Annotated in this window: 25 protein-coding genes and 1 tRNA gene; 7 read left to right on the top strand and 19 right to left on the bottom strand. The window is 71.1% G+C overall.

Translation table 11 applies throughout. The features are described from left to right. Positions 1–1,539 carry an MFS transporter gene (locus IE311_RS32775; RefSeq protein ID WP_189835513.1) on the top strand — a complete coding sequence of 513 codons (1,539 nt, stop codon included), beginning with the start codon at positions 1–3 and terminating at the stop codon, positions 1,537–1,539. A 35-nt stretch (positions 1,540–1,574) separates the two neighbouring features. Then, positions 1,575–2,366 carry a TetR/AcrR family transcriptional regulator gene (locus IE311_RS32770; RefSeq protein WP_189835512.1) on the top strand — a complete coding sequence of 264 codons (792 nt, stop codon included), beginning with the start codon at positions 1,575–1,577 and terminating at the stop codon, positions 2,364–2,366. Positions 2,367–2,504: 138 nt separating this feature from the next. Here IE311_RS32770 and IE311_RS32765 read toward each other — a convergent pair whose 3' ends face one another. Both IE311_RS32765 and IE311_RS32760 read right to left on the bottom strand, forming a co-directional pair. Further along, positions 2,505–4,127, bottom strand: coding sequence for an MDR family MFS transporter (locus IE311_RS32765; protein ID WP_189835511.1), 1,623 nt, complete (start codon positions 4,125–4,127; stop codon positions 2,505–2,507). Between the two features lie 15 nt (positions 4,128–4,142). Beyond that, entirely contained in the window at positions 4,143–4,586 is a 444-nt protein-coding gene (locus IE311_RS32760; protein ID WP_189835510.1) for a MarR family winged helix-turn-helix transcriptional regulator, read from the bottom strand. A gap of 190 nt (positions 4,587–4,776) precedes the next feature. Between IE311_RS32760 and IE311_RS32755 the strand changes: the two genes are divergently transcribed. After that, positions 4,777–5,019, top strand: a complete 243-nt coding sequence (locus tag IE311_RS32755) for a hypothetical protein (RefSeq protein WP_189835509.1) — start codon at positions 4,777–4,779, stop codon at positions 5,017–5,019. Positions 5,020–5,098: 79 nt separating this feature from the next. Here IE311_RS32755 and IE311_RS32750 read toward each other — a convergent pair whose 3' ends face one another. The 9 genes from IE311_RS32750 to IE311_RS32710 form a co-directional block, all read right to left on the bottom strand. After that, positions 5,099–5,929 (bottom strand): hypothetical protein, encoded by an 831-nt coding sequence (locus IE311_RS32750; RefSeq protein ID WP_229902312.1) that lies wholly within the window; start codon positions 5,927–5,929, stop codon positions 5,099–5,101. Positions 5,930–5,979: 50 nt separating this feature from the next. Further along, on the bottom strand, positions 5,980–6,885 hold the full coding sequence (locus tag IE311_RS32745) for an RNA polymerase sigma factor SigF (protein WP_189835508.1): 906 nt from the start codon (positions 6,883–6,885) through the stop codon (positions 5,980–5,982). 235 nt (positions 6,886–7,120) lie between these two features. Further along, positions 7,121–7,966, bottom strand: coding sequence for an RNA polymerase sigma factor SigF (locus IE311_RS32740; RefSeq protein WP_189835507.1), 846 nt, complete (start codon positions 7,964–7,966; stop codon positions 7,121–7,123). Between the two features lie 235 nt (positions 7,967–8,201). Next, positions 8,202–8,495: a Dabb family protein gene (locus IE311_RS32735; RefSeq protein ID WP_189835506.1), complete on the bottom strand. Its 294-nt coding sequence runs from the start codon at positions 8,493–8,495 to the stop codon at positions 8,202–8,204. A 10-nt stretch (positions 8,496–8,505) separates the two neighbouring features. Then, positions 8,506–8,670 carry a hypothetical protein gene (locus tag IE311_RS32730; protein WP_015034987.1) on the bottom strand — a complete coding sequence of 55 codons (165 nt, stop codon included), beginning with the start codon at positions 8,668–8,670 and terminating at the stop codon, positions 8,506–8,508. Between the two features lie 480 nt (positions 8,671–9,150). Next, positions 9,151–9,235: transfer RNA gene (locus IE311_RS32725), tRNA-Ser, on the bottom strand. 55 nt (positions 9,236–9,290) lie between these two features. Next, complete coding sequence (tadA, locus tag IE311_RS32720) at positions 9,291–9,719, bottom strand: tRNA adenosine(34) deaminase TadA (RefSeq protein WP_229902320.1); 429 nt, start codon at positions 9,717–9,719, stop codon at positions 9,291–9,293. A gap of 62 nt (positions 9,720–9,781) precedes the next feature. Beyond that, positions 9,782–10,315 (bottom strand): tRNA adenosine deaminase-associated protein, encoded by a 534-nt coding sequence (locus IE311_RS32715; protein ID WP_189835504.1) that lies wholly within the window; start codon positions 10,313–10,315, stop codon positions 9,782–9,784. A 525-nt stretch (positions 10,316–10,840) separates the two neighbouring features. Next, on the bottom strand, positions 10,841–11,050 hold the full coding sequence (locus IE311_RS32710; protein ID WP_229902311.1) for a hypothetical protein: 210 nt from the start codon (positions 11,048–11,050) through the stop codon (positions 10,841–10,843). Positions 11,051–11,142: 92 nt separating this feature from the next. Between IE311_RS32710 and upp the strand changes: the two genes are divergently transcribed. Next, on the top strand, positions 11,143–11,778 hold the full coding sequence (gene upp / locus IE311_RS32705; protein ID WP_015034991.1) for a uracil phosphoribosyltransferase: 636 nt from the start codon (positions 11,143–11,145) through the stop codon (positions 11,776–11,778). Positions 11,779–11,924: 146 nt separating this feature from the next. On the opposite strand, the gene IE311_RS32700 is transcribed toward upp, so the two are convergent. Beyond that, positions 11,925–12,554 carry a LytR C-terminal domain-containing protein gene (locus IE311_RS32700; RefSeq protein WP_189835503.1) on the bottom strand — a complete coding sequence of 210 codons (630 nt, stop codon included), beginning with the start codon at positions 12,552–12,554 and terminating at the stop codon, positions 11,925–11,927. Between the two features lie 118 nt (positions 12,555–12,672). Then, positions 12,673–12,969, bottom strand: a complete 297-nt coding sequence (locus IE311_RS32695) for a type II toxin-antitoxin system VapB family antitoxin (RefSeq protein WP_015034993.1) — start codon at positions 12,967–12,969, stop codon at positions 12,673–12,675. Positions 12,970–13,066: 97 nt separating this feature from the next. On the opposite strand from IE311_RS32695, the gene IE311_RS32690 reads away from it, so the two are divergent. Further along, positions 13,067–14,740 (top strand): helicase HerA-like domain-containing protein, encoded by a 1,674-nt coding sequence (locus tag IE311_RS32690; RefSeq protein WP_189835502.1) that lies wholly within the window; start codon positions 13,067–13,069, stop codon positions 14,738–14,740. Between the two features lie 78 nt (positions 14,741–14,818). Here IE311_RS32690 and IE311_RS32685 read toward each other — a convergent pair whose 3' ends face one another. The 5 genes from IE311_RS32685 to IE311_RS32665 form a co-directional block, all read right to left on the bottom strand. Beyond that, positions 14,819–16,372, bottom strand: a complete 1,554-nt coding sequence (locus tag IE311_RS32685; protein ID WP_189835501.1) for a M28 family metallopeptidase — start codon at positions 16,370–16,372, stop codon at positions 14,819–14,821. A 115-nt stretch (positions 16,373–16,487) separates the two neighbouring features. Next, a complete protein-coding gene (locus tag IE311_RS32680; RefSeq protein WP_189835500.1) occupies positions 16,488–17,150 on the bottom strand; it encodes an HhH-GPD-type base excision DNA repair protein in 663 nt (220 codons plus the stop codon). Positions 17,151–17,251: 101 nt separating this feature from the next. Then, the gene (gene pip, locus IE311_RS32675; protein WP_189835499.1) at positions 17,252–18,214 is read right to left on the bottom strand and encodes a prolyl aminopeptidase; all 963 of its coding nucleotides are present in this window, start codon (positions 18,212–18,214) and stop codon (positions 17,252–17,254) included. A 41-nt stretch (positions 18,215–18,255) separates the two neighbouring features. Next, positions 18,256–18,816: an RBBP9/YdeN family alpha/beta hydrolase gene (locus tag IE311_RS32670; RefSeq protein WP_189835498.1), complete on the bottom strand. Its 561-nt coding sequence runs from the start codon at positions 18,814–18,816 to the stop codon at positions 18,256–18,258. A gap of 193 nt (positions 18,817–19,009) precedes the next feature. Further along, positions 19,010–21,280, bottom strand: coding sequence for an ATP-binding cassette domain-containing protein (locus IE311_RS32665; protein WP_189835497.1), 2,271 nt, complete (start codon positions 21,278–21,280; stop codon positions 19,010–19,012). A 102-nt stretch (positions 21,281–21,382) separates the two neighbouring features. Between IE311_RS32665 and IE311_RS32660 the strand changes: the two genes are divergently transcribed. Beyond that, entirely contained in the window at positions 21,383–22,165 is a 783-nt protein-coding gene (locus tag IE311_RS32660; protein WP_189835496.1) for a TetR/AcrR family transcriptional regulator, read from the top strand. A 100-nt stretch (positions 22,166–22,265) separates the two neighbouring features. On the opposite strand, the gene IE311_RS32655 is transcribed toward IE311_RS32660, so the two are convergent. Beyond that, positions 22,266–22,904, bottom strand: coding sequence for a TetR/AcrR family transcriptional regulator (locus IE311_RS32655; RefSeq protein ID WP_189835495.1), 639 nt, complete (start codon positions 22,902–22,904; stop codon positions 22,266–22,268). A gap of 176 nt (positions 22,905–23,080) precedes the next feature. On the opposite strand from IE311_RS32655, the gene wrbA reads away from it, so the two are divergent. Continuing rightward, on the top strand, positions 23,081–23,689 hold the full coding sequence (gene wrbA / locus IE311_RS32650; protein WP_189835494.1) for an NAD(P)H:quinone oxidoreductase: 609 nt from the start codon (positions 23,081–23,083) through the stop codon (positions 23,687–23,689). The last annotated feature ends 78 nt before the right edge of the window (positions 23,690–23,767 follow it).

The following is a 23,767-nucleotide window of genomic DNA, read 5'->3' as shown; positions in this document are numbered from 1 at the left end:
ATGACGGCGACGACCGCCGCGAACGACAAGGCCGCCACCGGCGGCCACCCGCAGCGCTGGCTGATCCTCGGCGTCATCTGCCTCGCCCAGCTCACCGTGCTGCTCGACAACACCGTGCTCAGCGTCGCGATCCCCTCGCTGACCTCCGAACTCCACGCGACCACCTCCGACATCCAGTGGATGATCAACGCGTACTCGCTCGTCCAGTCCGGCCTGCTGCTCACCGCCGGCAACGCCGCCGACCGCTACGGCCGCAAGAAGCTGCTCGCCATCGGTCTCGCGCTCTTCGGCCTGGGCTCGCTCGCCGCCGGACTCGCCGACTCCACGGCCCAGCTGATCGCCGCCCGCGCGGGCATGGGCGTCGGCGGCGCGCTCCTGATGACCACCACCCTCGCCGTCGTCATGCAGATCTTCGACGACTCCGAGCGGGTCAAGGCCATCGCGCTCTGGTCCACCGTCGCCTCGCTCGGCTTCGCCGGCGGGCCGCTGATCGGCGGCGTGATCCTGAACCACTTCTGGTGGGGAATGATCTTCCTGATCAACATCCCGGTCGCGGTGGTGGCGCTCGTCGCCGTCCTCAAGCTCGTACCGGAGTCCAAGAACCCGCAGGGCGAGCGGCCGGACCTGCTCGGCGCGCTGCTCTCCACCATCGGCATGACCGCCGTCGTGTACGCGATCATCAGCGGCCCCGAGCACGGCTGGGTCTCCGCGCAGGTCCTGGTCCCGGCCGCGATCGGGGTGCTCGCCCTCGGTGCCTTCGCCCTGTGGGAGCTGCACACCCCGTTCCCGATGCTCGACATGCACTTCTTCCGGAACCAGAAGTTCATCGGCGCCATCGGCGGCTCGATCCTGGTCGTCTTCGGCATGGGCGGCTCGCTCTTCCTGCTCACCCAGCACCTGCAGTTCGTGCTCGGATACGAACCCCTGGAAGCCGGTCTGCGGATGGCGCCGCTCGCGCTGACCATCGTCGGACTCAACCTCACCGGCATCGGCCCGAAGATCGTCATGAAGCTGGGCACCCCGCCCACCGTCGTCCTCGGCATGACCCTGGTGGCCGCCGGCCTCACCTCGATCTCCCTGCTCGGCGGCGGCACGGACGGCAGCTACGCGGGCATGCTGCTCGGCCTGGTCCTGATGGGCGGCGGCATCGCCGTCTCCTCCCCGGCCATGGCCAACGCGATCATGAGCTCGATCCCGCCGGAGAAGGCCGGCGTGGGCGCCGGAATCAACGGCACCCTCGCCGAGTTCGGCAACGGCCTCGGTGTCGCCGTCCTCGGCGCCGTGCTCAACGCCCGCTTCGCCGCGCTCGTCGCCGTCACCGCGACCTCCCTCCCGGCCGCCCTGGCCGCGGCCGGGAGCGAGGCCGAGCGGCAGGAGATCTCCGACGCCTTCGCCTCCGGCCTCCAGACCAGCCAGCTGGTCGGCGCGATCGCGGTCTTCGCGGGCGGTCTGGTCGCCGCGGCCCTGCTCCGGCGGGCCGAGCGCACGGAGGCCAGGGCCGCGCGGGAGCGGGCGGAAGACATGGGAGCGGCTGCATAGCATGGTGACGAACCGCTGACAGACGGAGGAACGCGATGGTCAAGGCAGCCGACCGGGCCAAGAACCCGGCGCGTTCCAGCGTCTGGCTGGAGGACAGAACACCTCGCGGCGGCGGCGGTCCGGCCGGGCTCGACCGGGACCGGATCGTCGTCACCGCGATCCGGATGCTCGACGAGGAGGGCCTGACCAAGCTGTCGATGCGCAAGCTCGCTGCCGAGCTGAACGTCACCGCGATGTCCCTCTACTGGTACGTGGACACCAAGGACGACATCATCGAGTACGCCGTCGACACGGTCTACGGGGAGATCGACCTCGCCGCGGTCGACGCGGCGGGCGAGTGGCGGGACCGGATCCGGGTCCTCGCCCTGGACTACCGCCGGATGCTGGTCCGCCATCCGTGGATGTCGCCGAGCGCCGGGCAGTACCTGAACATCGGCCCGCACGCGATCGCCGTCGGCAGCAAGATCCAGGAGGCGATCCGGGACACCGGACTGCCGTTGGACCGTCAGCCCAGCGCGATGTCGGCCGTCTTCCAGTTCGTGTACGGCTACGGGACGATCGAGTCGCAGTTCGAGCGGCGCGCGGCCCAGGCCGGGATGTCGCAGGACGACTTCTACGGGGAGTCGATCAAGGCCTTCCGTGACGAGCCGGCGTTCGCCGAGGTCCTCGAACCCCTCGGGGACCTCCTCGACGAGCGGGCCTCGCACGGCAACGTGACCGAGATCTGGAACCGCGACTTCGACTACGCCATGGATGTCCTCGTCGCCGGCATCGAGACGATGGTCTCCCGCGAGACCCGCGCCCGCGAGACCCGCCGGACCCGCTAGGCCGGCGGGACCGGCGGGTCCCGCGGGACCCGCCGGACCGGCCGGCGACAGACATGACGGAGCGGCGGGCCGTCCCCTGCCCGCCGCTCCGTACTCGACCCGGCCGCGCCTCCGCTCGAAGCGCGGCCGGGAGTATTTCTAGGCCTCCGCAGCCACCGGCTTCTCGTCGGAGTCCTTCACCGAGCTGCTCTTCAGGGCGACTTCCTTGATGAACAGGGTCACCACGAAGGCCAGCAGCGCGAACGGTGCCGAGTAGAGGAACACATCCGCGACACCGTGCCCGTACGCGTCCTCCATGACCGTACGGATCGGGGCCGGCAGCTTGTCCATGTCGGGGATGCCGCCGCCCGAGCCGCCCTGGCCCATGGCGCCCGCGGCCTTCGGGCCCAGCTCGGCCAGGCCGTCCTTGACGTAGCTCGTGACCCGGTGGGCCATCACCGCGCCCAGCGCCGAGACACCGATCGCACCGCCCAGGGAGCGGAAGAAGGTGACGACGGAGGAGGCGGCGCCGAGGTCGGCGGGGGCCACCTGGTTCTGGGTGCAGAGCACCAGGTTCTGCATCATCATGCCGAGGCCGAGGCCGAGGACCGCCATGAAGAGCGCGATGTGCCAGTACGCCGTGTCGTAACGGATCGTGCCGAGCAGCCCGAGTCCGCCGGCGGCCAGGGCGCCACCGCTGACCAGCCACGCCTTCCACTTGCCGGTCTTGGTGATGACCAGGCCGGAGACGGTGGAGGAGACGAACAGGCCCGCGATCATCGGGATGGTGAGGACGCCGGACATCGTCGGCGACTCGTTCCGCGCCAGCTGGAAGTACTGGCTGAAGAAGACCGTGCCGGCGAACATCGCGACACCCACGAAGAGCGAGGCGAGCGACGCGAGGGTGATCGTGCGGTTCCGGAAGAGGCGGAGCGGGATGATCGGCTCGCTCGCCTTCGACTCGACGAGGACGAAGATCCCGCCGAGGGCGATCGCGCCGAGCACCATCGCGGCCGTCTGCCAGGACATCCAGTCGTACTTGTCGCCCGCGAAGGTGACCCAGATGAGGAGCAGCGAGACGGCTGCGCTGATGAAGAAGGCACCCGCCCAGTCGACCTTGACCTGACGCTTCACGACGGGGAGCTTGAGGGTCTTCTGCAGGACGATCAGCGCGATGATCGCGAAGGGCACGCCCACGTAGAAGCACCAGCGCCAGCCGAGCCAGTCGGTGTCGGTGATGACACCGCCGAGCAGCGGGCCGCCGACGGTGGCGACGGCGAAGGTGGCACCGAGGTAGCCGCTGTACCGGCCGCGCTCACGCGGGGCGATCATCGCGGCCAGGATGATCTGGGAGAGGGCGGTCAGACCGCCGACGCCGATGCCCTGCACGACACGGCAGGCGATGAGCATGCCGGTGCTCTGGGAGAGACCGGCGACGACCGAGCCCGCCACATAGATGACCAGGGCTATCTGGACCAGCAGCTTCTTGGAGAAGAGGTCCGCGAGCTTGCCCCAGAGGGGGGTGGTCGCGGTCATCGAGAGAAGTGCGGCGGTGACCACCCAGGTGTAGGCGGACTGGCCGCCGCCCAGGTCGGTGATGATCTGGGGGAGGGCGTTGGAGACGATCGTCGAGGACAGGATGGCGACGAACATGCCGAGCAGCAGCCCGGAGAGCGCCTCCATGATCTGCTTGTGCGTCATCGGGGCACCGCCGGAGGCGGTGTCCCCCTGCTGGGCGCTCCCGCCGCGCACACCGGTCTCTGGTGTGGTGGTCGTAGCCATCAACTTCCTTCGTTCTCAAGCGTGGTGGGCCCGGCAGTCCCCGAAGGAATCGCGGAGGCGGGCGAGCAGGGTGGTGAGCAGTTCGACGTCGTCGTCGGACCACTCCGCGAGGGTGCGGGCGAGCATGTCGGTCAGCCGTCGGTCGAGGACGGCGAGCATGTCTTCGCCCGCCCGTGTCAGGTGCAGGATGCGGGAGCGCCGGTCGTCGGGGTCGGGCAGTCGTTCGACCCATCCGCGGTCGACGGTGTGGGCCACATGGCGGCTGCTGACCGACATGTCGACGGCCATCAGCTCGGACACCCGGCCCATCCGCATGTCGCCGTGGTGGTTGAGCAGGGCGAGGACGATGGCGGATCCGCCGGGGCACTCGGTGGGCAGGACCCGCGCGAGTCCGCGCTTCACCGCTCCGATGGCGCTCACCTGGCGGGCGAGGTTCTCGTATCGATTGCCTCTGTCCATCGGGCACTCCAGAGATGTTGTTGCTTAGGGCAACCATAGAGATGGATGGTTGCTCCAGGCAAACTAAATCGGTCAAACGGCGCTAAAGAATCGGCAAAGGAGGCCCAGGGGCCCCGAGCCGCCCCCCGGAGCCGTGACCGGGGGAGCCGGGCTTGGGCCCGTCACCCCGACTTCGCTAGGGTCCTGGCCCATGGCACACAACCCCCAAGCACCGTACGGCCAGGGCCAGAACCCTCAGGGTCAGGGCCCCGAGGGTTACGACCCCGCCGGCAACACGCAGATGTTCCGCGCCTTCGTCGACGAGGGCGCCCCGCAGCAGCGGCAGCCGCAGGCCGCGGCCACGTCGTCGGGCGGCCCGAAGGTCGGCCTGATCGTGGGAGTGGTCGCGGTGATCGTCGTCCTGGCGGCCGTCGCCTGGCTGGCCCTGGGCTGACCGCCCCGTCCCCCCTCCAAGCCCCGGGTGGGCCGGATCCGCAGCGAGCGGACCCGGCCCACCGTTCTTTTCCCGCCCCTCACTGCCAGTCGGCGGAGACCTTCCGGGTGTCGATCCGCATCCCCAGCGGCACCCGCCACGAGTCCACGCACACGGTGAACGTCTGCGTCCGTGCGGAACCGGCGGCGATCGGCCCGGGCAGGGGCTGGGTGGAGACGAGGGTCGCCCAGTCGACGCCGAGGGCGCCGATGACATGGGTGGCGAACGTGACCGTGCCCGAGCGGGCCGCCGTTCCCCCGCTGTTCCGGAAGGTGACGGTCACCCGCTCGCACCAGCGCCGGTCCCCGTCCGCGAGAACGGGCGCGGAGACGGTGAGGACGGCGGGGCCGGGCGCGGTCGTGGCCGGAGGGGCCGGGGTGGGGGTGGGCGCCGGTGTACCGGTGCCGGGCGCGGGCCCGGAGGGCGGTGCGGGGGTACGGGGAGGGGTGCTGCCACCGGGGCGCGGAGCGGAGCCGCCGGTGCCGCCCGGCGCGGAGGGTGACCCCGTACCCGTACTCGCCCCCGTACTCGCCCCCGTACCCGTACCCGTACCCGAATCCGTACCGGAGGCCCCGGAGGTGCCCGACGCGCCGGAAGTGCCGGCCGCCGACGACGGACCTGGGCCCGGGTCGGGACTCCCGTCCGGATCCGGGGTGGGCGCGGGTGACGAGGTGCTGGACGTGGTTCCGCTCGCCGTGGGGCCGTCCAGGGGGATCAGGGCGACCGCGCCCGAGGGGGTGGCCGCACCTCTCGGAGAGGGGCCGGCGCCCACCGCCGCGTACCCCTCGCCGTCTCCTCCGCCGCCACAGGCGGTCAGCGCTCCGCCGAGGCAGAGCGCCACCGCCACGAGTCCCGGCTTCCTTCGCCTCATGGCCGCCAGTGTGTCTGACGAACCGTCAACTAGGGAGTCCTTCGCGGAAGTCAGTCCGCGATGAGGCCCTCACGGAGCTGGGCGAGGGTGCGGGTGAGCAGCCGCGAGACGTGCATCTGGGAGATGCCCACCTCTTCGCCGATCTGCGACTGGGTCATGTTGGCGAAGAAGCGCAGCATGATGATCTGCCGCTCCCGGGGCGGGAGTTTGGCGAGCAGCGGCTTGAGCGACTCGCGGTACTCGACGCCTTCGAGCGCCGTGTCCTCGTAGCCGAGGCGGTCGGCGAGGGAGCCCTCGCCGCCGTCGTCCTCGGGCGAGGGGGAGTCGAGCGAGGAGGCCGTGTACGCGTTGCCCACCGCGAGGCCGTCGACGACGTCCTCCTCCGACACCCCGAGCACGGCGGCGAGTTCGGGGACGGTGGGGGAGCGGTCGAGCTTCTGCGCGAGCTCGTCGCTGGCCTTGGTGAGGGCGAGGCGCAGTTCCTGGAGCCGGCGCGGGACGCGGACCGACCACGAGGTGTCGCGGAAGAAGCGCTTGATCTCGCCGACGACCGTCGGCATCGCGAACGTCGGGAACTCCACGCCCCGTTCGCAGTCGAAGCGGTCGATCGCCTTGATCAGGCCGATGGTGCCGACCTGGACGATGTCCTCCATCGGCTCGTTGCGGGAGCGGAAGCGGGCCGCCGCGTACCGCACGAGGGGGAGGTTGAGCTCGATGAGGGTGTCGCGGACGTAGGTCCGCTCCGGGCTGTCCGCGGCGGCGCCTTCGGTGTCGAGGGCGCGCAGCCTCAGGAAGAGGGAGCGCGAGAGGGTGCGGGTGTCGAGGGCTCCCGACGTGACGACCATCGGCGGCGGCGTGGCCTCCGCGCTGTCGGTCGCGGTCGGCGCCGTCGTCTGCGTGGGCACGGGAACGGGCGAGAGCGTGAGCACCTTCGAGCTGCCCAGTTCTGTGGACATGCCACCCCCTTGAGGTCGCGGACGGTCGCGGTGGCCGCGACCATCTGAGGAACGCAGCCACCACCTGAATACCGGCGGAGGGGCTGCGGCAAACTCGGTTCCAGCAGAATGTCACATGTCGGCAACACGCTGTAGTGACTTGTCGACAAGCCGAGGGTGCATATCCGCAGGAAACAAGGGGTGCAAGGCATTTGGGGCGGCGCGGAACTGCTCCGAACCGGTCTACCCGTTCCGGTTACGCCTCGATTCTGTTTGCGGATCTCAAACGCGCGAAGCTGCGGGCGAGGAGCCTTGACACATGCATCTGGGAGACGCCGAGTTCCTGACTGATCTGGGACTGGGTCAGATTGCTGTAGTAGCGCAGCATCAGGATCCGCTGCTCCCGCTCGGGCAGTTGTACGAGCAGATGCCGGACGAGGTCGCGGTGCTCCACACCGGCCAGGGCGGGGTCCTCGTAGCCGAGCCGGTCGAGCAGCCCGGGCAGCCCGTCGCCCTCCTGCGCGGCCTCCAGGGAGGTCGCGTGGTACGAGCGTCCGGCCTCGATGCAGGCGAGCACCTCGTCCTCCCCGATGCGCAGCCGTTCGGCGATCTCCGCCGTCGTGGGGGAGCGGCCGTGAGCGGTCGTCAGGTCCTCGGTGGCCCCGTTCACCTGGACCCAGAGCTCGTGCAGCCGGCGGGGCACGTGGACGGTGCGGACGTTGTCGCGGAAGTAGCGCTTGATCTCGCCGACGACCGTCGGCATGGCGAAGGTGGGGAACTGCACGCCCCGGTCCGGGTCGAAGCGGTCGATGGCGTTGATGAGGCCGATGGTGCCGACCTGGACGACGTCCTCCATCGGCTCGTTGCGGGAGCGGAAGCGGGCCGCCGCGTACCGCACGAGCGGGAGGTTGGCCTCGATGAGGGCCCCGCGCACCCGGTGGTGCTCCGGAGTGCCCACTTCCAGGTTCTTGAGCTGCCCGAAGAGCACCTGGGTGAGGGCGCGGGTGTCGGCGCCGCGGGTGCTCTGGGGGCGGGGGCGCGGGGTCTCCGCCTCGCCTGCCTCGTGCTGGGGCGGGACCTGAGGCGCTGTACTGGCCGGCACGTTCACGCCACCCCTTTGGCTGGTCTTGCTGGTCGACTGGGTCAACTACGGTCAACTCATCCGTCAAAAGCGGTCATAGCATCACAAGACATGTCCACTGTGTGCAAGCACCGCATAGCCACGTGTTGAGGGCATAGTGGCGGAAAAAGGGGAGGTCACGCACGGAGTCACGCACGAAAAAGGCCCCCCACCTCGATGGCGGAGGGCCCAGTCGGTGTCCTGGGGGCGGAACGGCCTAGAAGGCGTAGTCCGCGATCACCCACGTCGCGAACTCGCGCCACTGGGCGACACCGGCCTGGTGCGCGGGGTGGTCCAGGTAGCGCTGGAGCGCGCCCTTGTCCTCGACGGCCGAGTTGATGGCGAAGTCGTAGGCGATCGGCCGGTCCGTGATGTTCCAGTCGCACTCCCAGAAGCGGAGCTCCGGAATCTGGTCGCCGAGAGCGCGGAACGCCTCGACACCGGCGACGACACGCGGCTCGTCGCGCGTGACGCCGTCGTTGAGCTTGAACAGGACCAGATGGCGGATCACGAAAGGGCTCCTAGTTGATGAGTTCGGTCATGAACTCGCCGACACCCTGGGCGGCGCTGGAAATGCCCTCGAACCCTACCTGCACGAGATCGGCGGCCCGGGCCGGGGACGTGACGATCGTGTACAGCACAAAGACCACGACCGCGTACAGCGCGACCTTCTTCGCTTGCACCATTGCCCAGCCCTCCCCAGTTCCCCCGCCGTACGACCGCGCCACTCTAACCGAGCCTTTATGGACCAAGGGCCCGGAGATCGAGGCCTTTTGCCGCCCCCCGGAAGGGTGACGGCCGAGCAGGATGGATGTCGAGCCCGGGGGATCTGGCAGGAATCCCGAGGGCTCGTCGGAACCGGCCCGCACTGCGGGGTCCGCGTCGCGCGCTTCCCCCCTGAGCGCGGCGCAGGACTTGGAGGACCGGTTCTCATCGGGGGGAGCGGCTTGTCCCCCCGATGCCGCTCCCCCCGTCCTACGGAGAAGGCCCCGGCCGCGCCCCGAGCGCGCCGGGGCCTTTCCCGTACGGGGCGGCGCCGAGGCGGCCGGGGGCCGTCGGGGCGGCGGCCGAGTGCGGTCGACGGCGGGGGAGCGGCAGGGGAGCCGCAGAGAGCCGAACGGGATACGCCGAAGGGCCCGACGCTGATGCGTCGGGCCCTTCTGAAGCGGTAGCGGAGGGATTTGAACCCTCGGTGAGTTTCCCCACACTCGCTTTCGAGGCGAGCTCCTTCGGCCGCTCGGACACGCTACCGAGAGAGAGCTTAGCCGAAACTCGCGCTGCGATGAAATCCGTATCCCGCAGCAGGTCAGCGGGTGCGGAAGAAGGCCGTCAACTGCTCCGCGCACTCGTCGCCGAGGACGCCCTGGATCACCTCGGGACGGTGGTTGAGCCGGCGGTCCCGGACGAGGTCCCAGAGCGAGCCGGTCGCGCCCGCCTTCTCGTCCGGTGCGCCGAACACCACCCGCTCGACCCGCGACTGGACGAGCGCGCCCGCGCACATCACGCACGGCTCCAGCGTCACGACCAGCGTGCAGCCCGTCAGACGCCACTCCCCGGTCGCCGCGGCCGCCCGGCGCAGGGCGAGCACCTCGGCGTGCGCGGTGGGGTCTCCGGTGGCCTCGCGTTCGTTGTGCCCGCGGGCGAGCACCGCGCCGTCGGGGCCGAGCACGACCGCTCCGACCGGTACGTCACCGGCCGGCACGGCCGCGTCGGCCTCGGCGAGGGCGAGCCGCATGGCGTCCCGCCAGGGGTCCCGAACGGGGTCGGGAACAGGTACGACAGGTACAGCGCGTGCCACTAGCGGACGGCCTCCAGGACCTCGGCGGCCCCCAGCGCGTCCGCGATCTCCGCGAGTGCGTCGCTCTCGAGCGCCATCAGATCGGCCGGCGGCATGCCGAGGTCCGCGAGGATCAGCCGGTCGCCGACCGGAGCGGCCGGCACGGCCTCGGCGGCGACGCCCGTCTCCTCGTCGTCGTCCGTGTCGTCGGCAAGCGGCTCTCCGTCCTCCGTGCCGTCCAGGTCCAGCGACTCGAGCTCGTCGACGATGTCGTCCAGGTCGTCGCCGAGGATCTCCCGGGTGAGGATCTCCCCGTACGAGGAACGGGCGGCGGCGGCGCCGTCCGAGACGTAGATGCGAGGGTCTTCCTCACCCTCGATCCGCACGATCCCGAACCACGCGTCCTCCTGCTCGATGAAGACGATCACCGTGTCGTCGTCCGAGGACTCGCGGGCGAGCTCGGTCAGATCCGACAGGGTCTCCACGTCGTCGAGCTCCGTGTCGCTCGCTTCCCACCCGTCTTCGGTGCGCGCGAGCAGTGCGGCGAAGTACACCTGACTCTCTCCCACTGATCAGAGGTGTGACGATCCGGCGGTGCGCTGCTGACGCCCCGCCCAATCGGCATCGTGACAGAAACGACGCCGACAGGAGAGGTCTTCGGCTCTTGCGTCGTGCATCAGTCTGAACGACCCCGCGATCGGGTGGGCGTGCGACCCCGGCGCACTCAGGGGGCGCACAACGGGACGGGCCCGGGACGCCGGGCGACCGGCCGGGTCCGGGCCAGGGACCCGTACGGCGGCGGCCGGGGCACGCCGGGGACGCGGGCCGAGGACGGCCGGGGACATGCCGGGAGTGCGGGCCGAGCGCGGCCGGGGGCACGCGCCGGTATCCGGTCTGGGGCCGATACGGGCTGACACGGGCCGACATGGGCCATGAGGCCGTGGACGGGCTGACACGGGCTGACACGGGCCGATGGGGGGCCGATACGGGCCCGGGACGGCCGCCGGTGGGGTCCGTGCGGGCCGGGGGCGGCCGTGGTGCGGTCCGTGCGGGCCCGGGTTGGGCCCCCGGCGGCCCTCTCACCAGCGGAAGGTCCTCATCCGCATGGCCTGGCGCATCCGGGCGGCTCGCGCGCGCCTCGGCTGCACGCGCTCGCGCAGCGCCTTGGCCTCGTTCAGTTCGCGGAGGAACTGGGCGCGGCGCCTGCGGCGCTCCGCGTCGGTCTCCGGTGCCGGCTTCCGGCCCGCCCCCTCGGCGGTGCCCTCGGCCGGTTCTTCCAGGTCGGGCATGGGTCACTCCGCCCCATCGCTGGGTCCCTGTGCCCCCACCTTCCCCCAGCGGCGTGGGTCGACGCCAGTGCTCGGCGGGCTACTGTTGAGTCATGCGTCTCCACGTCGTCGATCACCCGCTGGTCGCCCACAAGCTCACCACGCTGCGCGACAAGCGCACGGATTCCGCGACCTTCCGTCGGCTCGCCGACGAGCTGGTCACCCTGCTCGCCTACGAGGCCACCAGGGACGTCCGGACCGAGCAGGTCGACATCGAGACCCCCGTGACGCCCACGACCGGCGTGAAGCTGTCGTACCCGCGTCCGCTGGTGGTCCCGATCCTGCGCGCCGGGCTCGGCATGCTCGACGGAATGGTCCGGCTGCTGCCGACCGCCGAGGTCGGCTTCCTCGGCATGATCCGCAACGAGGAGACGCTCGAGGCGTCGACCTACGCCACGCGGATGCCGGAGGACCTCTCGGGCCGCCAGGTGTACGTCCTGGACCCGATGCTGGCGACCGGCGGCACGCTGGTCGCGGCGATCCAGGAGCTCATCAAGCGTGGCGCGGACGACGTGACCGCGGTCGTGCTCCTCGCCGCCCCGGAGGGCGTCGAGGTCATGGAGCGGGAGCTCGCGGGCACCCCGGTCACCGTCGTGACGGCCTCGGTCGACGAGCGCCTCAACGAGAACGGCTACATCGTCCCGGGCCTCGGCGACGCGGGCGACCGCATGTACGGCTCCGCCGAATAAGACACGGCCGGCTCCGCCGAATAAGGCACAGCCGGCTCCGCCGAATAAGACACGGCCGGCTCCGCCGAACAAGACACCGCCGGCTCCGCCGAGCAGGCCTCAGCCGGCCCGGCGGATCAGGTCCCCTGCGGGGACCTCGGCGACCCTCAGCACTTTCCGGTCGGTACGGGTGCGGGCTTGGTCAGGGCGACCAGGGCCGCGTCCGCCGTCGTTTTCGGCGCCAGGTTCTTGAAGGCGGTCCCGATGATCAGGTCCACGTCCGCCGTGCCCCGGGTGTCGGTCTTGGTCGTGGCGCCCTTCAGCTGGGTGCCGAGGACCGGGAAGGTGCCCTTGGTGGCGGTGGTGGCGCCGAGCAGCAGGCCGGTGCCGGGGACCTTCTTGTCGTAGGCGGTGGGCGCGTTCCCCACCTTGCCGATCTTGAAGCCGCGCTTCTTGAGCTCGTCCGCGGTCGTCTTGGCGAGGCCGCTGCGCGGAGTCGCGTTGTAGACGTTGACCGTGATCTGGGCGGGCTTGGGAAGGGCGGCCGCGGGCGGGGCCGTCGGCTTGGGCGCGGGTTTGCAGTCGGCCTGTTTGCCGGCCGTCGCCTTCCTGCCCTCGTCGCCCGAGAAGACGTCGACGAGCTGGAGCGTGCCCCAGCCGGCCGCGCCGAGCACGACCACGGCGGCCGCGGCCGCGAGGACGATCCTGCGACGGCGCCGCGGGCGGCGCATGCGGGGGTAGGTGTCCCCTGTGATGCGGTACTTTCCGCCCATTCCGGGGGGAGTGAGCATGCTCATGAACGCAGCGTAATGCCGCCCGTCGGCGATGCCTACTTGATGATCATGTGATCGCGTCCGGATGGGGGCGAACTGACCCCGAAAGGGTCAGCGGGAACGGGCCCGGTCGGGCGCCGTCTCAGTCCATTTCCAGGACGCGGGCGTGCAGCACCTGGCGCTGCTGGAGTGCCGCGCGGACGGCGCGGTGCAGTCCGTCCTCGAGGTAGAGATCGCCCTGCCACTTCACGACATGCGCGAAGAGGTCGCCGTAGAACGTGGAGTCCTCGGCGAGCAGCGTCTCCAGGTCCAGCTGGCCCTTGGTGGTGACCAGCTGATCGAGGCGGACCGGGCGCGGGGCGACGTCCGCCCACTGCCGGGTGCTTTCCCGGCCGTGGTCGGGATACGGCTTTCCGTTTCCGATGCGCTTGAAGATCACACGGAAAGCCTACCGGGCGAGCGGCTCCCGGCGCAGCCATGCACGGGCAGTGCGATGCTGGTGCAAACCGTGACATAACCGGAATCGGGGTGCCGAGATGAGCGCGAGCGAGCAGCCGCCGGTCGCTGCCGGAGGAGCCCAGGAGGCCCCGACGGCCCAGGCGCCGGGGGCCGTCGGGGAGGCCCCCGCCGCCGCGCCGGCCGCGCCGGCCGCCGATCTCGTCGGCCCCGCCGCCGAGATCGCCGCCGGGTACGCCTTCGAGGGCGCGGCACTCGATCTGGGGGCTCTGCTCTGGGACGGCGGATGTCACCCGGACGCGCCGGTCCGCATCCCGCTGCCCGTCCTCAACCGCCACGGGCTGGTCGCCGGCGCGACCGGCACCGGCAAGACGAAGACGCTCCAGCTGATCGCCGAGCAGCTCTCGGCCAACGGCGTGCCCGTCTTCCTCGCCGACATCAAGGGTGACGTCTCCGGCGTCTCCGCCCCCGGCGAGGACGGCGAGAGGGTCCGGGAGCGGGCCGCCCAGGTCGGCCAGGAGTGGCGGGCGACGGGTTTCCCCTGCGAGTTCTACGGGCTCGGCGGGACCGGCCCCGGCATCCCGGTGCGCGCCACGGTGACCAGCTTCGGCCCCGTGCTGCTGTCGAAGGTGCTCCAGCTCAACCAGACGCAGGAGCAGTCGCTCGGCCTGATCTTCCACTACGCCGACTCCAAGGGCCTGGAACTGGTGGACCTCAAGGACCTCCGGGCGGTGGTGGCGTTCCTGGTCTCGGACACCGGGAAGGCCGAGCTCAAGGGGATCGGCGGGCTCTCGACGGTGACGGCGGGGGTGATCCTGCGGTCGATCACGGCCTTCGAGCAGCAGGGCGCGGGAGAGTTCTTCGGCGAACCGGAGTTCGACACGGCGGAGTTCCTGCGGACGGCGGCGGACGGGCGCGGGATCGTCTCCGTCCTGGAACTGCCGGCCGTTCAGGACAAGCCGCAGCTCTTCTCGACCTTCCTGATGTGGATGCTGGCGGACCTCTTCAACGACCTGCCGGAGGTCGGCGACCTGGAGAAGCCGAAGCTGGTCTTCTTCTTCGACGAGGCGCATCTGCTCTTCAACGGGGCGTCGAAGGCGTTCCTGGCGTCGATCACCCAGACGGTGCGGCTGATCCGCTCGAAGGGGATCGGCGTGTTCTTCGTGACGCAGACGCCGAAGGACGTGCCCTCGGACGTGCTGGCGCAGCTCGGCAACCGGGTGCAGCACGCGCTGCGCGCCTTCACACCGGACGACGCGAAGGCGCTCAAGGCGACGGTGCGGACCTTCCCGAACTCGCCGTACGACCTGGAGGAGGTGCTCACCGGGCTGGGTACGGGCGAGGCGGTGATCACCGTACTGAGCGAGCGGGGCGCCCCGACCCCGGTGGCGGCGACCCGGTTGCGGGCCCCGGAGTCGCTGATGGGACCGATCGACGCGGTGGCCCTGGAGGCGGCGGTGAAGGGCTCGCCGCTGTACGGGCGGTACGCGGAGGCGGTGGACCGCGAGTCGGCGTACGAGAAGCTGACGGCCGAGCAGCAGGCCGCGGAGGCGGAGGCGCTCCGGGCGGCGGCCGCCAAGGAGGCGGAGAAGGCGCAGAAGCAGGGTGGAGGGAGGGCTCCGAAGCCGGAGCCCTCCCTCACCGAACAGGTGGTGGGCAGTGGGATCTTCAAGTCCCTGGCGCGCTCGATCGGCACCCAGCTGGGCCGGGAGATCAGCCGCTCGATCTTCGGCACCGCCCGCCGCGGGCGGTAGCGGTCCCGCGGGTGGTGGCGGTCCCGCAGGTGGCGGGGGTCCCGCCGGCGGTGGCGGGACCCGGAGCTACCGGACCGACTACTCGCCGACCTCGTCGTGGTCGTTGTGCAGACCGCCGCCGCTGCTCTCGCCGCCCGTGGTCGGCACGGAGTCGACCGGCTTGCGCAGGGACGAGATGTCGTGGGCGTAGGTGCCCACGGAGTTGGCGATGACCTTGATGTTGGCGTCGAAGGCCTTCATGTTGACGTTCTTCAGGTCGTCGCCCTTGGCGTGGTAGTTCACGTCGTACGCGACGCCCGCCGTACCGCCGAACTTGGCGGCCTGGGCGGCGGTCTTGATGCCCTCGGCGCCGGTGAAGGTGCCGCCGGAGGGGATGCCGACCGCGATGAACGGACCGTAGTCGGAGCGGCCGGAGAAGTCGGTGCCCTCGTGCGGGAGCCCGCGCTTGTCCATGAAGTCGGTGATGTCGCGCTCCAGCTGGGCGGAGCCCGTGGGACCGGCGCCCTCGCCGACGTTGTCCGAGTTGTCGCCGTCGTAGACGAACAGGCCGTAGTTCGGCGAGGCGATCATGTCGAAGTTGAGGTAGAGCTTGATCTCGCTCTTGTCGAGCTCCGTCAGGTTGTCGACGTAGTGCTCGGAGCCGAGGAGGCCGTTCTCCTCCGCGGACCACCAGGCGAAGCGGACCTTGTTGCGGACCTTGTCCTTCGACTTGGCGAGTTCCAGGGCGGTCTGGAGGAGACCCGCGGAGCCGGAGCCGTTGTCGTTGATGCCGGGGCCGGCGGTGACGGAGTCGAGGTGCGAGCCGAGCATCACGGTGTTGGCGGCGTTGCCGCCCTTGGTCTCCGCGATGACGTTGTTGGTGACGCGCTTCTCCTGGAGCTGGCGGATCTCGAAGGAGAGGTTCACCGCGCCCTTGGCGAGGTCGGCGGCGAGCTGCTCGCCCTCGGCCTGGGTGAGGCCACCGGTCGGGATCTTGCCCGCGGCGGGGTCGCCGAGCGTGCCGGACAGGACGCCCGCGACGTTGTTGTAGACGAGCGCGCCGGCGGCGCCGGCCGCGGCGGCCTGCTGCTGCTTGATCGCGAAGGAGCAGCCACCGCGCTTGATGAGCGCGATCTTTCCGGTGAAGGTGCCCGAGGCGTAGTCGCCCGGCTCGCAGCCGGTGGTGCCGTCGGCGTCGACGGGCACGGCGGCCAGGTCGGCCTTGATGCCGCCGACCGGGGTGGACTTGGTGTACGTCATCGCCTTGACGTCGAGGGCGCGGGGCGCGGGCGAGACGACGGAGACCTTCTCGGCGAGCGTCTCGGTGTAGAGGAAGTCGAACTGCTCGTAGGAGACGTTGTAGCCGGCCTTCTTGAGCTGCGTGTAGACGTACGCGGCCGAGGCGTCGTGTCCGAGCGTGCCGGCCGCGCGGTGGCCGCCGGCCGAGTCGGCTATCGCCTGGAACTTCTGCAGGTGCTTGTAGGCGTCCTGGCCAGTGGTTTCGCGAACCAGCTTCTTCGCCAGTCGGGCGGCATCGCGGGCGGGTGCGGCCGTGGGGTCCTTCACCGCGGTGGCGGGGGAGGCAAGGACCAGCGGGGTGGCGAGGGCGGCGACGGCCAGAATGGCCGCGGCTCGACGCTGGGTGGCGTTCACAGAAGTCCTTCCCGTTACGGACGAGGTTGAGGGGAAGTTAGCGATCTGCAGGGCGTTCTGTGAACCACTTCTCCACAATTCCTGTCACATTGAGCAGGATTGAAATCTGGAATTCTCAATTCCCCGCGCTTTTGGGTTCTTTGGAGCCTTTAGAGTCATTAGCCGCTTTCGCCGCTTTCGCCGCCGCCTTCATCTCCTGCTTGTGGGCCCGTACCTTCGCCAGCGACTCCGGCCCCGTGATGTCGGCGGCCGAGCGGTACGAGCCCTGCTCGCCGTACGCGCCCGCCGCCTCCCGCCAGCCCGGGGGCCGCACCCCGTACTGCTTGCCGAGCAGCGCGAGGAAGATCTGCGCCTTCTGCTTGCCGAAGCCGGGCAGCGCCTGGAGCCGCGCGAGCAGCTCCTTCCCGCTCGCCGCGTCCGCCCAGACGGCCTCGGCGTCGCCCCCGTACTCCTCGACGAGGAAAGAGCACAGCTGCTGCACACGCTGTGCCATCGACCCCGGGTAGCGGTGCACGGCGGGTTTCTCGGAGAGCAGCGCGGCGAACTCCTCCGGGTCGCGGGCGGCGATCTCGTGTGCGTCGAGATCGTCCGCGCCGAGCCGTGAGGCGATGGTGTACGGCCCGGAGAACGCCCACTCCATCGGAACCTGCTGGTCGAGGAGCATGCCGACGAGCGCGGCCAGCGGGGACCGGCCGAGCAGCGCGTCGGCGTCCGGCTGCTGGGCCAGACGGATCTCCGGGGGCTCGGCGGACGCGGGGCTCTGGGACGCGGGACTCATCCTTCGATCATGCCGCCCGTGCGGGCGGCTCGCCCGGTGGATTCACCCGATCGTCCCGCCCGTGCGGGCGGGACGCCCGGTGGATTCACCCTCCCGCGAGCTCAGGGCTGCGCCCGAGCAGGGGGGACCCGCGTCGCGAAGCCGTCGAGGGCGGTGAGGATCAGCCGCGCGGTCTCGTCGCCGCCCAGGTGGCCGGCGTTCCCGACCACGTGCAGCTCGGCGTCGGGCCAGGCGCGGGCCAGCTCCCAGGCGGTGTCGAGCGGCCCGCCCATGTCCAGCCGGCCGTGGATCAGGACCCCGGGGATGCCGGCGAGCCGATGGGCGTCGCGGATCAGGGCGCCCTCCTCCAGCCAGGCGCCGTGGGCGAAGTAGTGCGAGCAGATCCGGACGAAGCCGAGCCGGACGTCGTCGACCCGGTCGGTGTAAGGGGTGCCCTTGCCCTCCGTCGAGAGGACGGCGTCCTCCCAGGCGCACCAGTCCGCGGCGGCCCGCTCCCGCACGGCGGGATCGGGGTGGTTCATCCGGGCCGCGTAGGCCCCCACCAGGTCCTCCGCGCCCCCGGCCCCCGCCCGGAAGCGTTCGTGGGCCTCCGGGAAGAAACGGCCGACGCCCTCGTACAGCCAGGCCGTCTCGGAACGGCGGGTGGTCGTGACGGCCGCGATCACGATCTCCGTCACCCGCTCGGGATACGTCTCCGCGTACGCCAGGATCAGGGTGGAGCCCCAGGAGCCGCCGTACAGCAGCCAGCGGTCGATCCCGAGGTGCTCGCGCAGCCGCTCCATGTCGGCGATCAGATGCGCGGTGGTGTTCACGCCCATGTCGGCGGCCGGGTCGCTCGCGTGCGGGGTGGAGCGGCCGCAGCCCCGCTGGTCGAAGAGGACCAGGCGGTACGCCTCCGGGTCGAAGAAGCGCCGGCTGCGGGGGGAGGAGCCGGAGCCCGGCCCGCCGTGGACGACGAGCGCGGGCCTGCCCTCCGGGTTGCCGGAGACCTCCCAGTGGATGCGGTTTCCGTCGCCCACGTCGAGCAGGCCCTGGTCGTACGGTGCGGTGCTGTCGGAATACATCCGGTCGAGCCTAGGGGGTGTCCGGAGGGTCCCGCCCGGCTTCAGCGACCCTTCACCCGCGCGCCCGGGTTCTCGCACCAGTCCAGGAGCGCGGGCCATTCCCCGTACCCCGAATCGGGGTTGAGGTGCTTTCCGTCCGGTACGTGGTCCAGGTCGAGGCCGAGCGGGAGCCCGTAGTGCACGTCGGCGCCCTCCGGGCAGTAGGGGTCCCCGTCGCCGTACACCAGGCGTGCCTCCAGCCCGGTCTCCGTGAGGTCGAGGCCGTCGGCGAAGGCGGCGATCCCGGGGATCGAGGCGGTCACCCCCGGCGAGGGCGGGGCGACGAGCAGGACCCGGTCGGCGTCCGGCCTGCGGGCTCCTGCCCGCAGCCAGAGCAGCACCGACAGGCTGTGCGCGAGGACCACGAACTCGCCCCCGGCCGGGCGCTCCCCGTGCTCCTCCAGGGCCGCGAGCCAGTCCGCGAGCACGGGCGCGTCCGGCTCGGGCAGCTGCGGGTAGCGGACCTCGTGGCCGCGTGCCCGCAGCTCCCCGGCGAGCCAGTGCTGCCAGTGGCCGGGCGGGCGGTCGTTCTGGTAGCCGTGCAGGATCAGATACGTGGTCATGCCACGATCCTGCGGCCGGCGCCCGCCTCCGGTCCACCGCCGTCCACGGAACGGGCGCCCTTCCCCACGCCCGTACCGCCCACGGGCGGGCGCCCGTCCGTACCCCCGCACCGCCCACGGGCGGGCGCCCGTTCTCACCCTCGTACCCCCGCACGGTCCACCCATGGGGTGCCCTGCGGTGTACTGCCGCGGCTCAGCCGCCCACGTACTCCTTGAGGTGGCGGGCCGTCAGGGTGTCGCCCTTCTCGACCAGTTGGGCCGGAGTGCCCTCGAAGACGATCCGGCCGCCGTCGTGCCCCGCGCCCGGTCCGAGGTCGATCAGCCAGTCGGCGTGGGCCATGACGGCCTGGTGGTGCTCGATCACGACGACCGTGTTGCCGGCCTCGACGAGCCGGTCGAGAAGGGCGAGGAGCTTGTCGACGTCGGCGAGGTGGAGGCCGGTGGTCGGCTCGTCGAGGACGTAGACGGCGGCCTTCTCCGCCATGTGGATGGCGAGCTTGATGCGCTGGCGCTCGCCGCCGGAGAGCGTGTTGAGGGGCTGGCCGAGGCGGAGGTAGCCGAGGCCGACGTCCTTGAGGCGGCCGAGGATCGTGCGGGCCTGGCTCTTCGTCGTGAAGAAGTCGTACGCCTCCTCGATCGACAGCGACAGGACCTCGTGGATGTTCTTGCCGTTCAGCCGGTACGTGAGGACCTCGGGCGTGAACCGCTTGCCCTCGCACTCCTCGCAGACCGAGGCCACGCCCGCCGCGATGGCCAGGTCGGTGTAGACGAGCCCGAGGCCGTTGCAGCGGGGGCAGGCGCCCTCGGAGTTGGCGCTGAAGAGGGCCGGCTTGACGCCGTTGGCCTTGGCGAAGGCCGTACGGATCGGGCCGAGGAGCCCGGTGTACGTCGCCGGGTTCGAGCGGCGCGAACCGCGGATGGGGGACTGGTCGGCGACGACGACCCCCTCGCGGCCCGGCAGGTTTCCGTGGATGAGGGAGGACTTGCCGGAGCCGGCCACGCCCGTGACCACGGTCAGCACTCCGGTCGGGATCTCGACGCTCACGTCCTTGAGGTTGTGCTGCGTGGCGCCCGTGATGCCGAGGGCGCCGGTGGGGACCCGTACCTCCGTGCGGAGCTTCGCCCGGTGCGCGAGGTGGTTCCCGGTGAGGGTGCCGGAGGTGCGCAGTCCCGGCACGTTCCCGCTGTAGCAGATCTCGCCGCCGGCGGTCCCGGCCCGCGGCCCGAGGTCGACGACGTGGTCGGCGATCTCGATGACCTCGGGCTTGTGCTCGACGACGAGGACGGTGTTGCCCTTGTCGCGCAGCCGCAGCAGCAGGTCGTTCATGCGCCGGACGTCGTGCGGGTGCAGTCCGGTGGTGGGCTCGTCGAAGACGTAGGTGACGTCGGTGAGCGGGGAGCCGAGGTGCCGGACCATCTTCACGCGCTGGGCCTCGCCGCCGGAGAGCGTGCCGGAGGACCGGTCGAGGGAGAGGTAGCCGAGGCCGATCTCGACGAGCGAGTCGAGCAGCTCGCGCAGGCCCGCGAGGAGCGGGGCGACGGAGGGGTCCTCGATCCGGCGGACGAACGCGGCGAGGTCGCTGATCTGCATCGCCGAGCACTCGGCGATGTTCACCCCGTGGATACGGGAGGACAGCGCGGCCCGGGTGAGCCGGGCGCCCGCGCACTCGGGGCAGGTGCGGAAGCCGACCGCCCGGTCGACGAAGGCCTTGATGTGGGGCTGGAGGGACTCCCGGTCCTTGGCGAGGAAGAGCCGCTGGACCTTCGGCACGAGGCCCTCGTAGGTGAAGGAGTTGCTGCCGACCTTGACCTTGCAGGACGGCTTGTGGAGGAAGTCCTCCCACTCCTGCGCGGTGAAGTCCGCCAGCTTCCGGTCGGCGGGGTAGAAGCCGGACTCGGCCATGATCCGCCAGTACCAGGAGTCCACGGCGAAGTTGGGGACGGTGATCGCGCCCTCGGCGAGGCTCTTCTCGCGGTCCACGAGCTGGTCGACGTCGATGTCCGAGATCTCGCCGGAGCCCTCGCAGCGCGGGCACATGCCCTCGGGCAGGTTGAAGCTGAACGCCCCCGAGGTGCCGATGTGCGGGGTGCCGAGGCGGCTGAAGACGATCCGCAGCATCGTGTACGCGTCGGTGGCGGTGCCCACGGTGGAGCGGGAGTTGGCGCCCATCCGCTCCTGGTCGACGACGATCGCGGCGCTCAGGTTGTGCAGTCCGTCCACGTCGGGGCGGGCGAGCGACGGCATGAAGGACTGCAGGAAGGCGCTGTAGGTCTCGTTGATCAGGCGCTGCGACTCGGCGGCGATGGTGCCGAAGACGAGGGAGGACTTGCCGGAGCCGGAGACTCCGGTGAAGACGGTGAGGCGGCGCTTGGGGAGGTCGACGTCGACGTTCCTGAGGTTGTTCTCCCGGGCCCCGCGGACCTGGATGACGTGGTGGCTGTCCGCTGCGACGGGGTGATTCATGCGTGCGCCCTCCGATGGTTGGCCTGCTTCCAGGAAAGGCTACTCTATACAGTGTATAAAGTAAGCTGAATTGGCCCTGACCTGCGAGAACGGAGCGATACGGTGGCAGCGAAAGAGAGCAACAGCAGCGGCGCCGGTGACCCCGCGCGCACCCTGGAACTCCTGTGGCGCGACGGCTCGGCCGCTCCCGCCGGGCGGCGCGGGCCCCGTCAGGGCCTCACCGTCGACGCGGTCGTCGACGCCGCCCTCGCCCTCGCGGACGGCGGCGGCCTGGACGCGCTGACCATGCGCGCGGTCGCCCAGGAGCTCGGCGTGACCCCGATGACGCTCTACACCTACGTCCCCGGCAAGGCCGAGCTCCTCGACCTCATGCTGGACGCCGTCTTCCTGCGCATGGACCGGCCGCCGTTCGGCCCCGACGAGCCCTGGCGGACCCGGGTCACGGCGATCGCCGACGCGAACCGCGCCCTTTTTCCGCGCCACCCGTGGCTGGTCGAACTCCGCATCGTACGCGCCCCGTTGGGGCCCGGGGTGATGAACAAGTACGAGTACGAGCTCGCGGCCTTCGAGGGGCTCGGCCTCGACGACGTGGCCCGCGACTCGGCGCTCACGTACGTCCTCGGCTTCGTGCAGTCCGGCGCGCGGGCGGAGCTGGACGCGCGGGCCGTGGAGCGCGAGAGCGCGATGTCCGACGGGGAGTGGTGGGACGCGCACGAGCCGCTGCTCGCCCGGGCGTTGGACGAGTCGAGGTTCCCGCTGGCCACACGGGTGGGTGAGGCGGCGGCGATCGCGTACAACGGTCTCTACGACGCGGCACACGCGTACCGCTTCGGCCTGGCACGGGTGCTGGACGGGCTGGCGGCGCTGGGGGCGCGCGCCGAGTAGGGCCGCCGGTCTCCCGGATCCGGATTCCGGCCCGCCGGCTTCGGGTCCGCCGGCTTCGGGTCCGCCGGCTTCGGACCCGGAGGCTTCCGGCCCAAAGGCTTCAGGCCCGCAGGCGGAGCAGCTCCCGTACGCCGGCCTTGAGGCGGTCCGCCGAGAGCTCCTGCTCGACCGTCAGATGGTGCATGACGTCCGGCGAGAACGGCGCGAGCAGCAGATGCGCCAGGAGGGTGCTGTCGGTTCCGGGCCTGAGCTGCCCGATGAGCAGGGCCACGTGCGTGTGCATCACGCCGTACGCGCCGCCGTGGTAGCGGGCGCGGGGCGCCGCGGAGTGCGCGGCGAGCAGGATCTCGCGCTGCTCGCCGACCCGGTCGACGAGCGCGTCGAGGAAGGCGTCGAGCCGCTCGGCGGCGGGGGCGCCCGGTCCGAGCGGCGGCGGGCCGCTCATGTACGCCTCCTGGAACTGGCGCTCCCGGTCGTCGAGGAGTGCCCACAGGAGCTGTGCGACGTCGCCGAAGCGGCGGTAGACGGTGCCGACGCCTATGCAGCTGGCGTGCGCCACCTGGTTCATGGTGACGGCGTCCGGGCCCTTCTCGGCGACGATCCGGGCGGCCGCGTCGAGGATCTTGCGCCGGTTGCGGGCGGCGTCGGCACGCTCGGGCGCGGGGGCGCCGACGGTGGGGAGCAGACCGAGCAGCGGCGCCGTCGCCGAGCCTCCGACCTGCGGATTCTCCGTGCTCATCTGCCGACTCCCTGTTCCCGGTGCGCTCTGATGCGCGCATTGTTCCCTGTCCGCGTGCCGTCTCCCCGTTCCGGTCGCCCCTCATGTGAGCATACTCGCCGCCCTTGCCAACCGGATAGGAATCCGTTTAACCTCGGAGCGTTGAAGCGGAAAGTAATCCGGTTGAGGAGATCGTCATGTCCGTCAAGGTCGCCGTCATCTACTACTCGGCCACCGGTGCCGTCCACCAGCTCGCCCAGGCCGTCGCCGAGGGTGCCGAGAAGGTGGGTGCCGAGGTGCGTCTGCGCCGGGTGCCCGAACTCGCCCCCGCGGCCGCCATCGACTCGAACCCGGCCTGGCGCGCCCACGTGGACGCCACCGGCGACGTGGAGGTCGCCACCCTCGAGGACCTGGAGTGGGCGGACGCGTACGCGCTCGGCTCCCCCACCCGCTTCGGCAACGTGTCCGCGCAGCTGAAGCAGTACATCGACACCACGGGCGGCCTCTGGCAGCAGGGCGTCATGGCGGACAAGCCCGCGACCGCCTTCACCAGCGCGCACAACCTGCACGGCGGCAACGAGTCGACGCTGCTCGCGCTCTACAACACCTTCCACCACTGGGGCTCGGTCATCGTCTCGCCCGGATTCACCGACCCGGCGGTCTACGCGGCCGGCGGCAACCCGTACGGCACCGCGCACCCGGCCGCGAACGGCGCCCCGGAGGAGAACGTCCTCGCCGCCGCCCGCTACCAGGGGGCCCGCCTGACCACCTTCGCGAAGCGCCTGAAGGGCCTCGCGATCGACTGACCCGGTCCGCGGCACCGCGCGACCGCGGCGACCGCTCCGCTCGACCGATGTGACGTACCCCCGGGGTTGGATACCCCC

The organism is Streptomyces zaomyceticus (genome assembly GCF_014656215.1).
Taxonomy (GTDB): Bacteria; Actinomycetota; Actinomycetes; order Streptomycetales; family Streptomycetaceae; genus Streptomyces; species Streptomyces zaomyceticus.
The sequence above is the reverse complement of the archived record's forward strand: the minus strand, read 5'-3'. Positions and strand labels throughout refer to the sequence as shown.

Coding starts and splice junctions, on each gene's coding strand:
- IE311_RS32775 (WP_189835513.1), top strand. CDS start 1: ATGACGGCGACGACCGCCGCGAACGACAAGGCCGCCACCGGCGGCCAC.
- IE311_RS32770 (WP_189835512.1), top strand. CDS start 1,575: ATGGTCAAGGCAGCCGACCGGGCCAAGAACCCGGCGCGTTCCAGCGTC.
- IE311_RS32765 (WP_189835511.1), bottom strand. CDS start 4,127: ATGGCTACGACCACCACACCAGAGACCGGTGTGCGCGGCGGGAGCGCC.
- IE311_RS32760 (WP_189835510.1), bottom strand. CDS start 4,586: ATGGACAGAGGCAATCGATACGAGAACCTCGCCCGCCAGGTGAGCGCC.
- IE311_RS32755 (WP_189835509.1), top strand. CDS start 4,777: ATGGCACACAACCCCCAAGCACCGTACGGCCAGGGCCAGAACCCTCAG.
- IE311_RS32750 (WP_229902312.1), bottom strand. CDS start 5,929: ATGAGGCGAAGGAAGCCGGGACTCGTGGCGGTGGCGCTCTGCCTCGGC.
- IE311_RS32745 (WP_189835508.1), bottom strand. CDS start 6,885: ATGTCCACAGAACTGGGCAGCTCGAAGGTGCTCACGCTCTCGCCCGTT.
- IE311_RS32730 (WP_015034987.1), bottom strand. CDS start 8,670: ATGGTGCAAGCGAAGAAGGTCGCGCTGTACGCGGTCGTGGTCTTTGTG.
- tadA (WP_229902320.1), bottom strand. CDS start 9,719: ATGCGGCTCGCCCTCGCCGAGGCCGACGCGGCCGTGCCGGCCGGTGAC.
- IE311_RS32710 (WP_229902311.1), bottom strand. CDS start 11,050: ATGCCCGACCTGGAAGAACCGGCCGAGGGCACCGCCGAGGGGGCGGGC.
- upp (WP_015034991.1), top strand. CDS start 11,143: ATGCGTCTCCACGTCGTCGATCACCCGCTGGTCGCCCACAAGCTCACC.
- IE311_RS32700 (WP_189835503.1), bottom strand. CDS start 12,554: ATGAGCATGCTCACTCCCCCCGGAATGGGCGGAAAGTACCGCATCACA.
- IE311_RS32690 (WP_189835502.1), top strand. CDS start 13,067: ATGAGCGCGAGCGAGCAGCCGCCGGTCGCTGCCGGAGGAGCCCAGGAG.
- IE311_RS32680 (WP_189835500.1), bottom strand. CDS start 17,150: ATGAGTCCCGCGTCCCAGAGCCCCGCGTCCGCCGAGCCCCCGGAGATC.
- pip (WP_189835499.1), bottom strand. CDS start 18,214: ATGTATTCCGACAGCACCGCACCGTACGACCAGGGCCTGCTCGACGTG.
- IE311_RS32670 (WP_189835498.1), bottom strand. CDS start 18,816: ATGACCACGTATCTGATCCTGCACGGCTACCAGAACGACCGCCCGCCC.
- IE311_RS32665 (WP_189835497.1), bottom strand. CDS start 21,280: ATGAATCACCCCGTCGCAGCGGACAGCCACCACGTCATCCAGGTCCGC.
- IE311_RS32655 (WP_189835495.1), bottom strand. CDS start 22,904: ATGAGCACGGAGAATCCGCAGGTCGGAGGCTCGGCGACGGCGCCGCTG.
- wrbA (WP_189835494.1), top strand. CDS start 23,081: ATGTCCGTCAAGGTCGCCGTCATCTACTACTCGGCCACCGGTGCCGTC.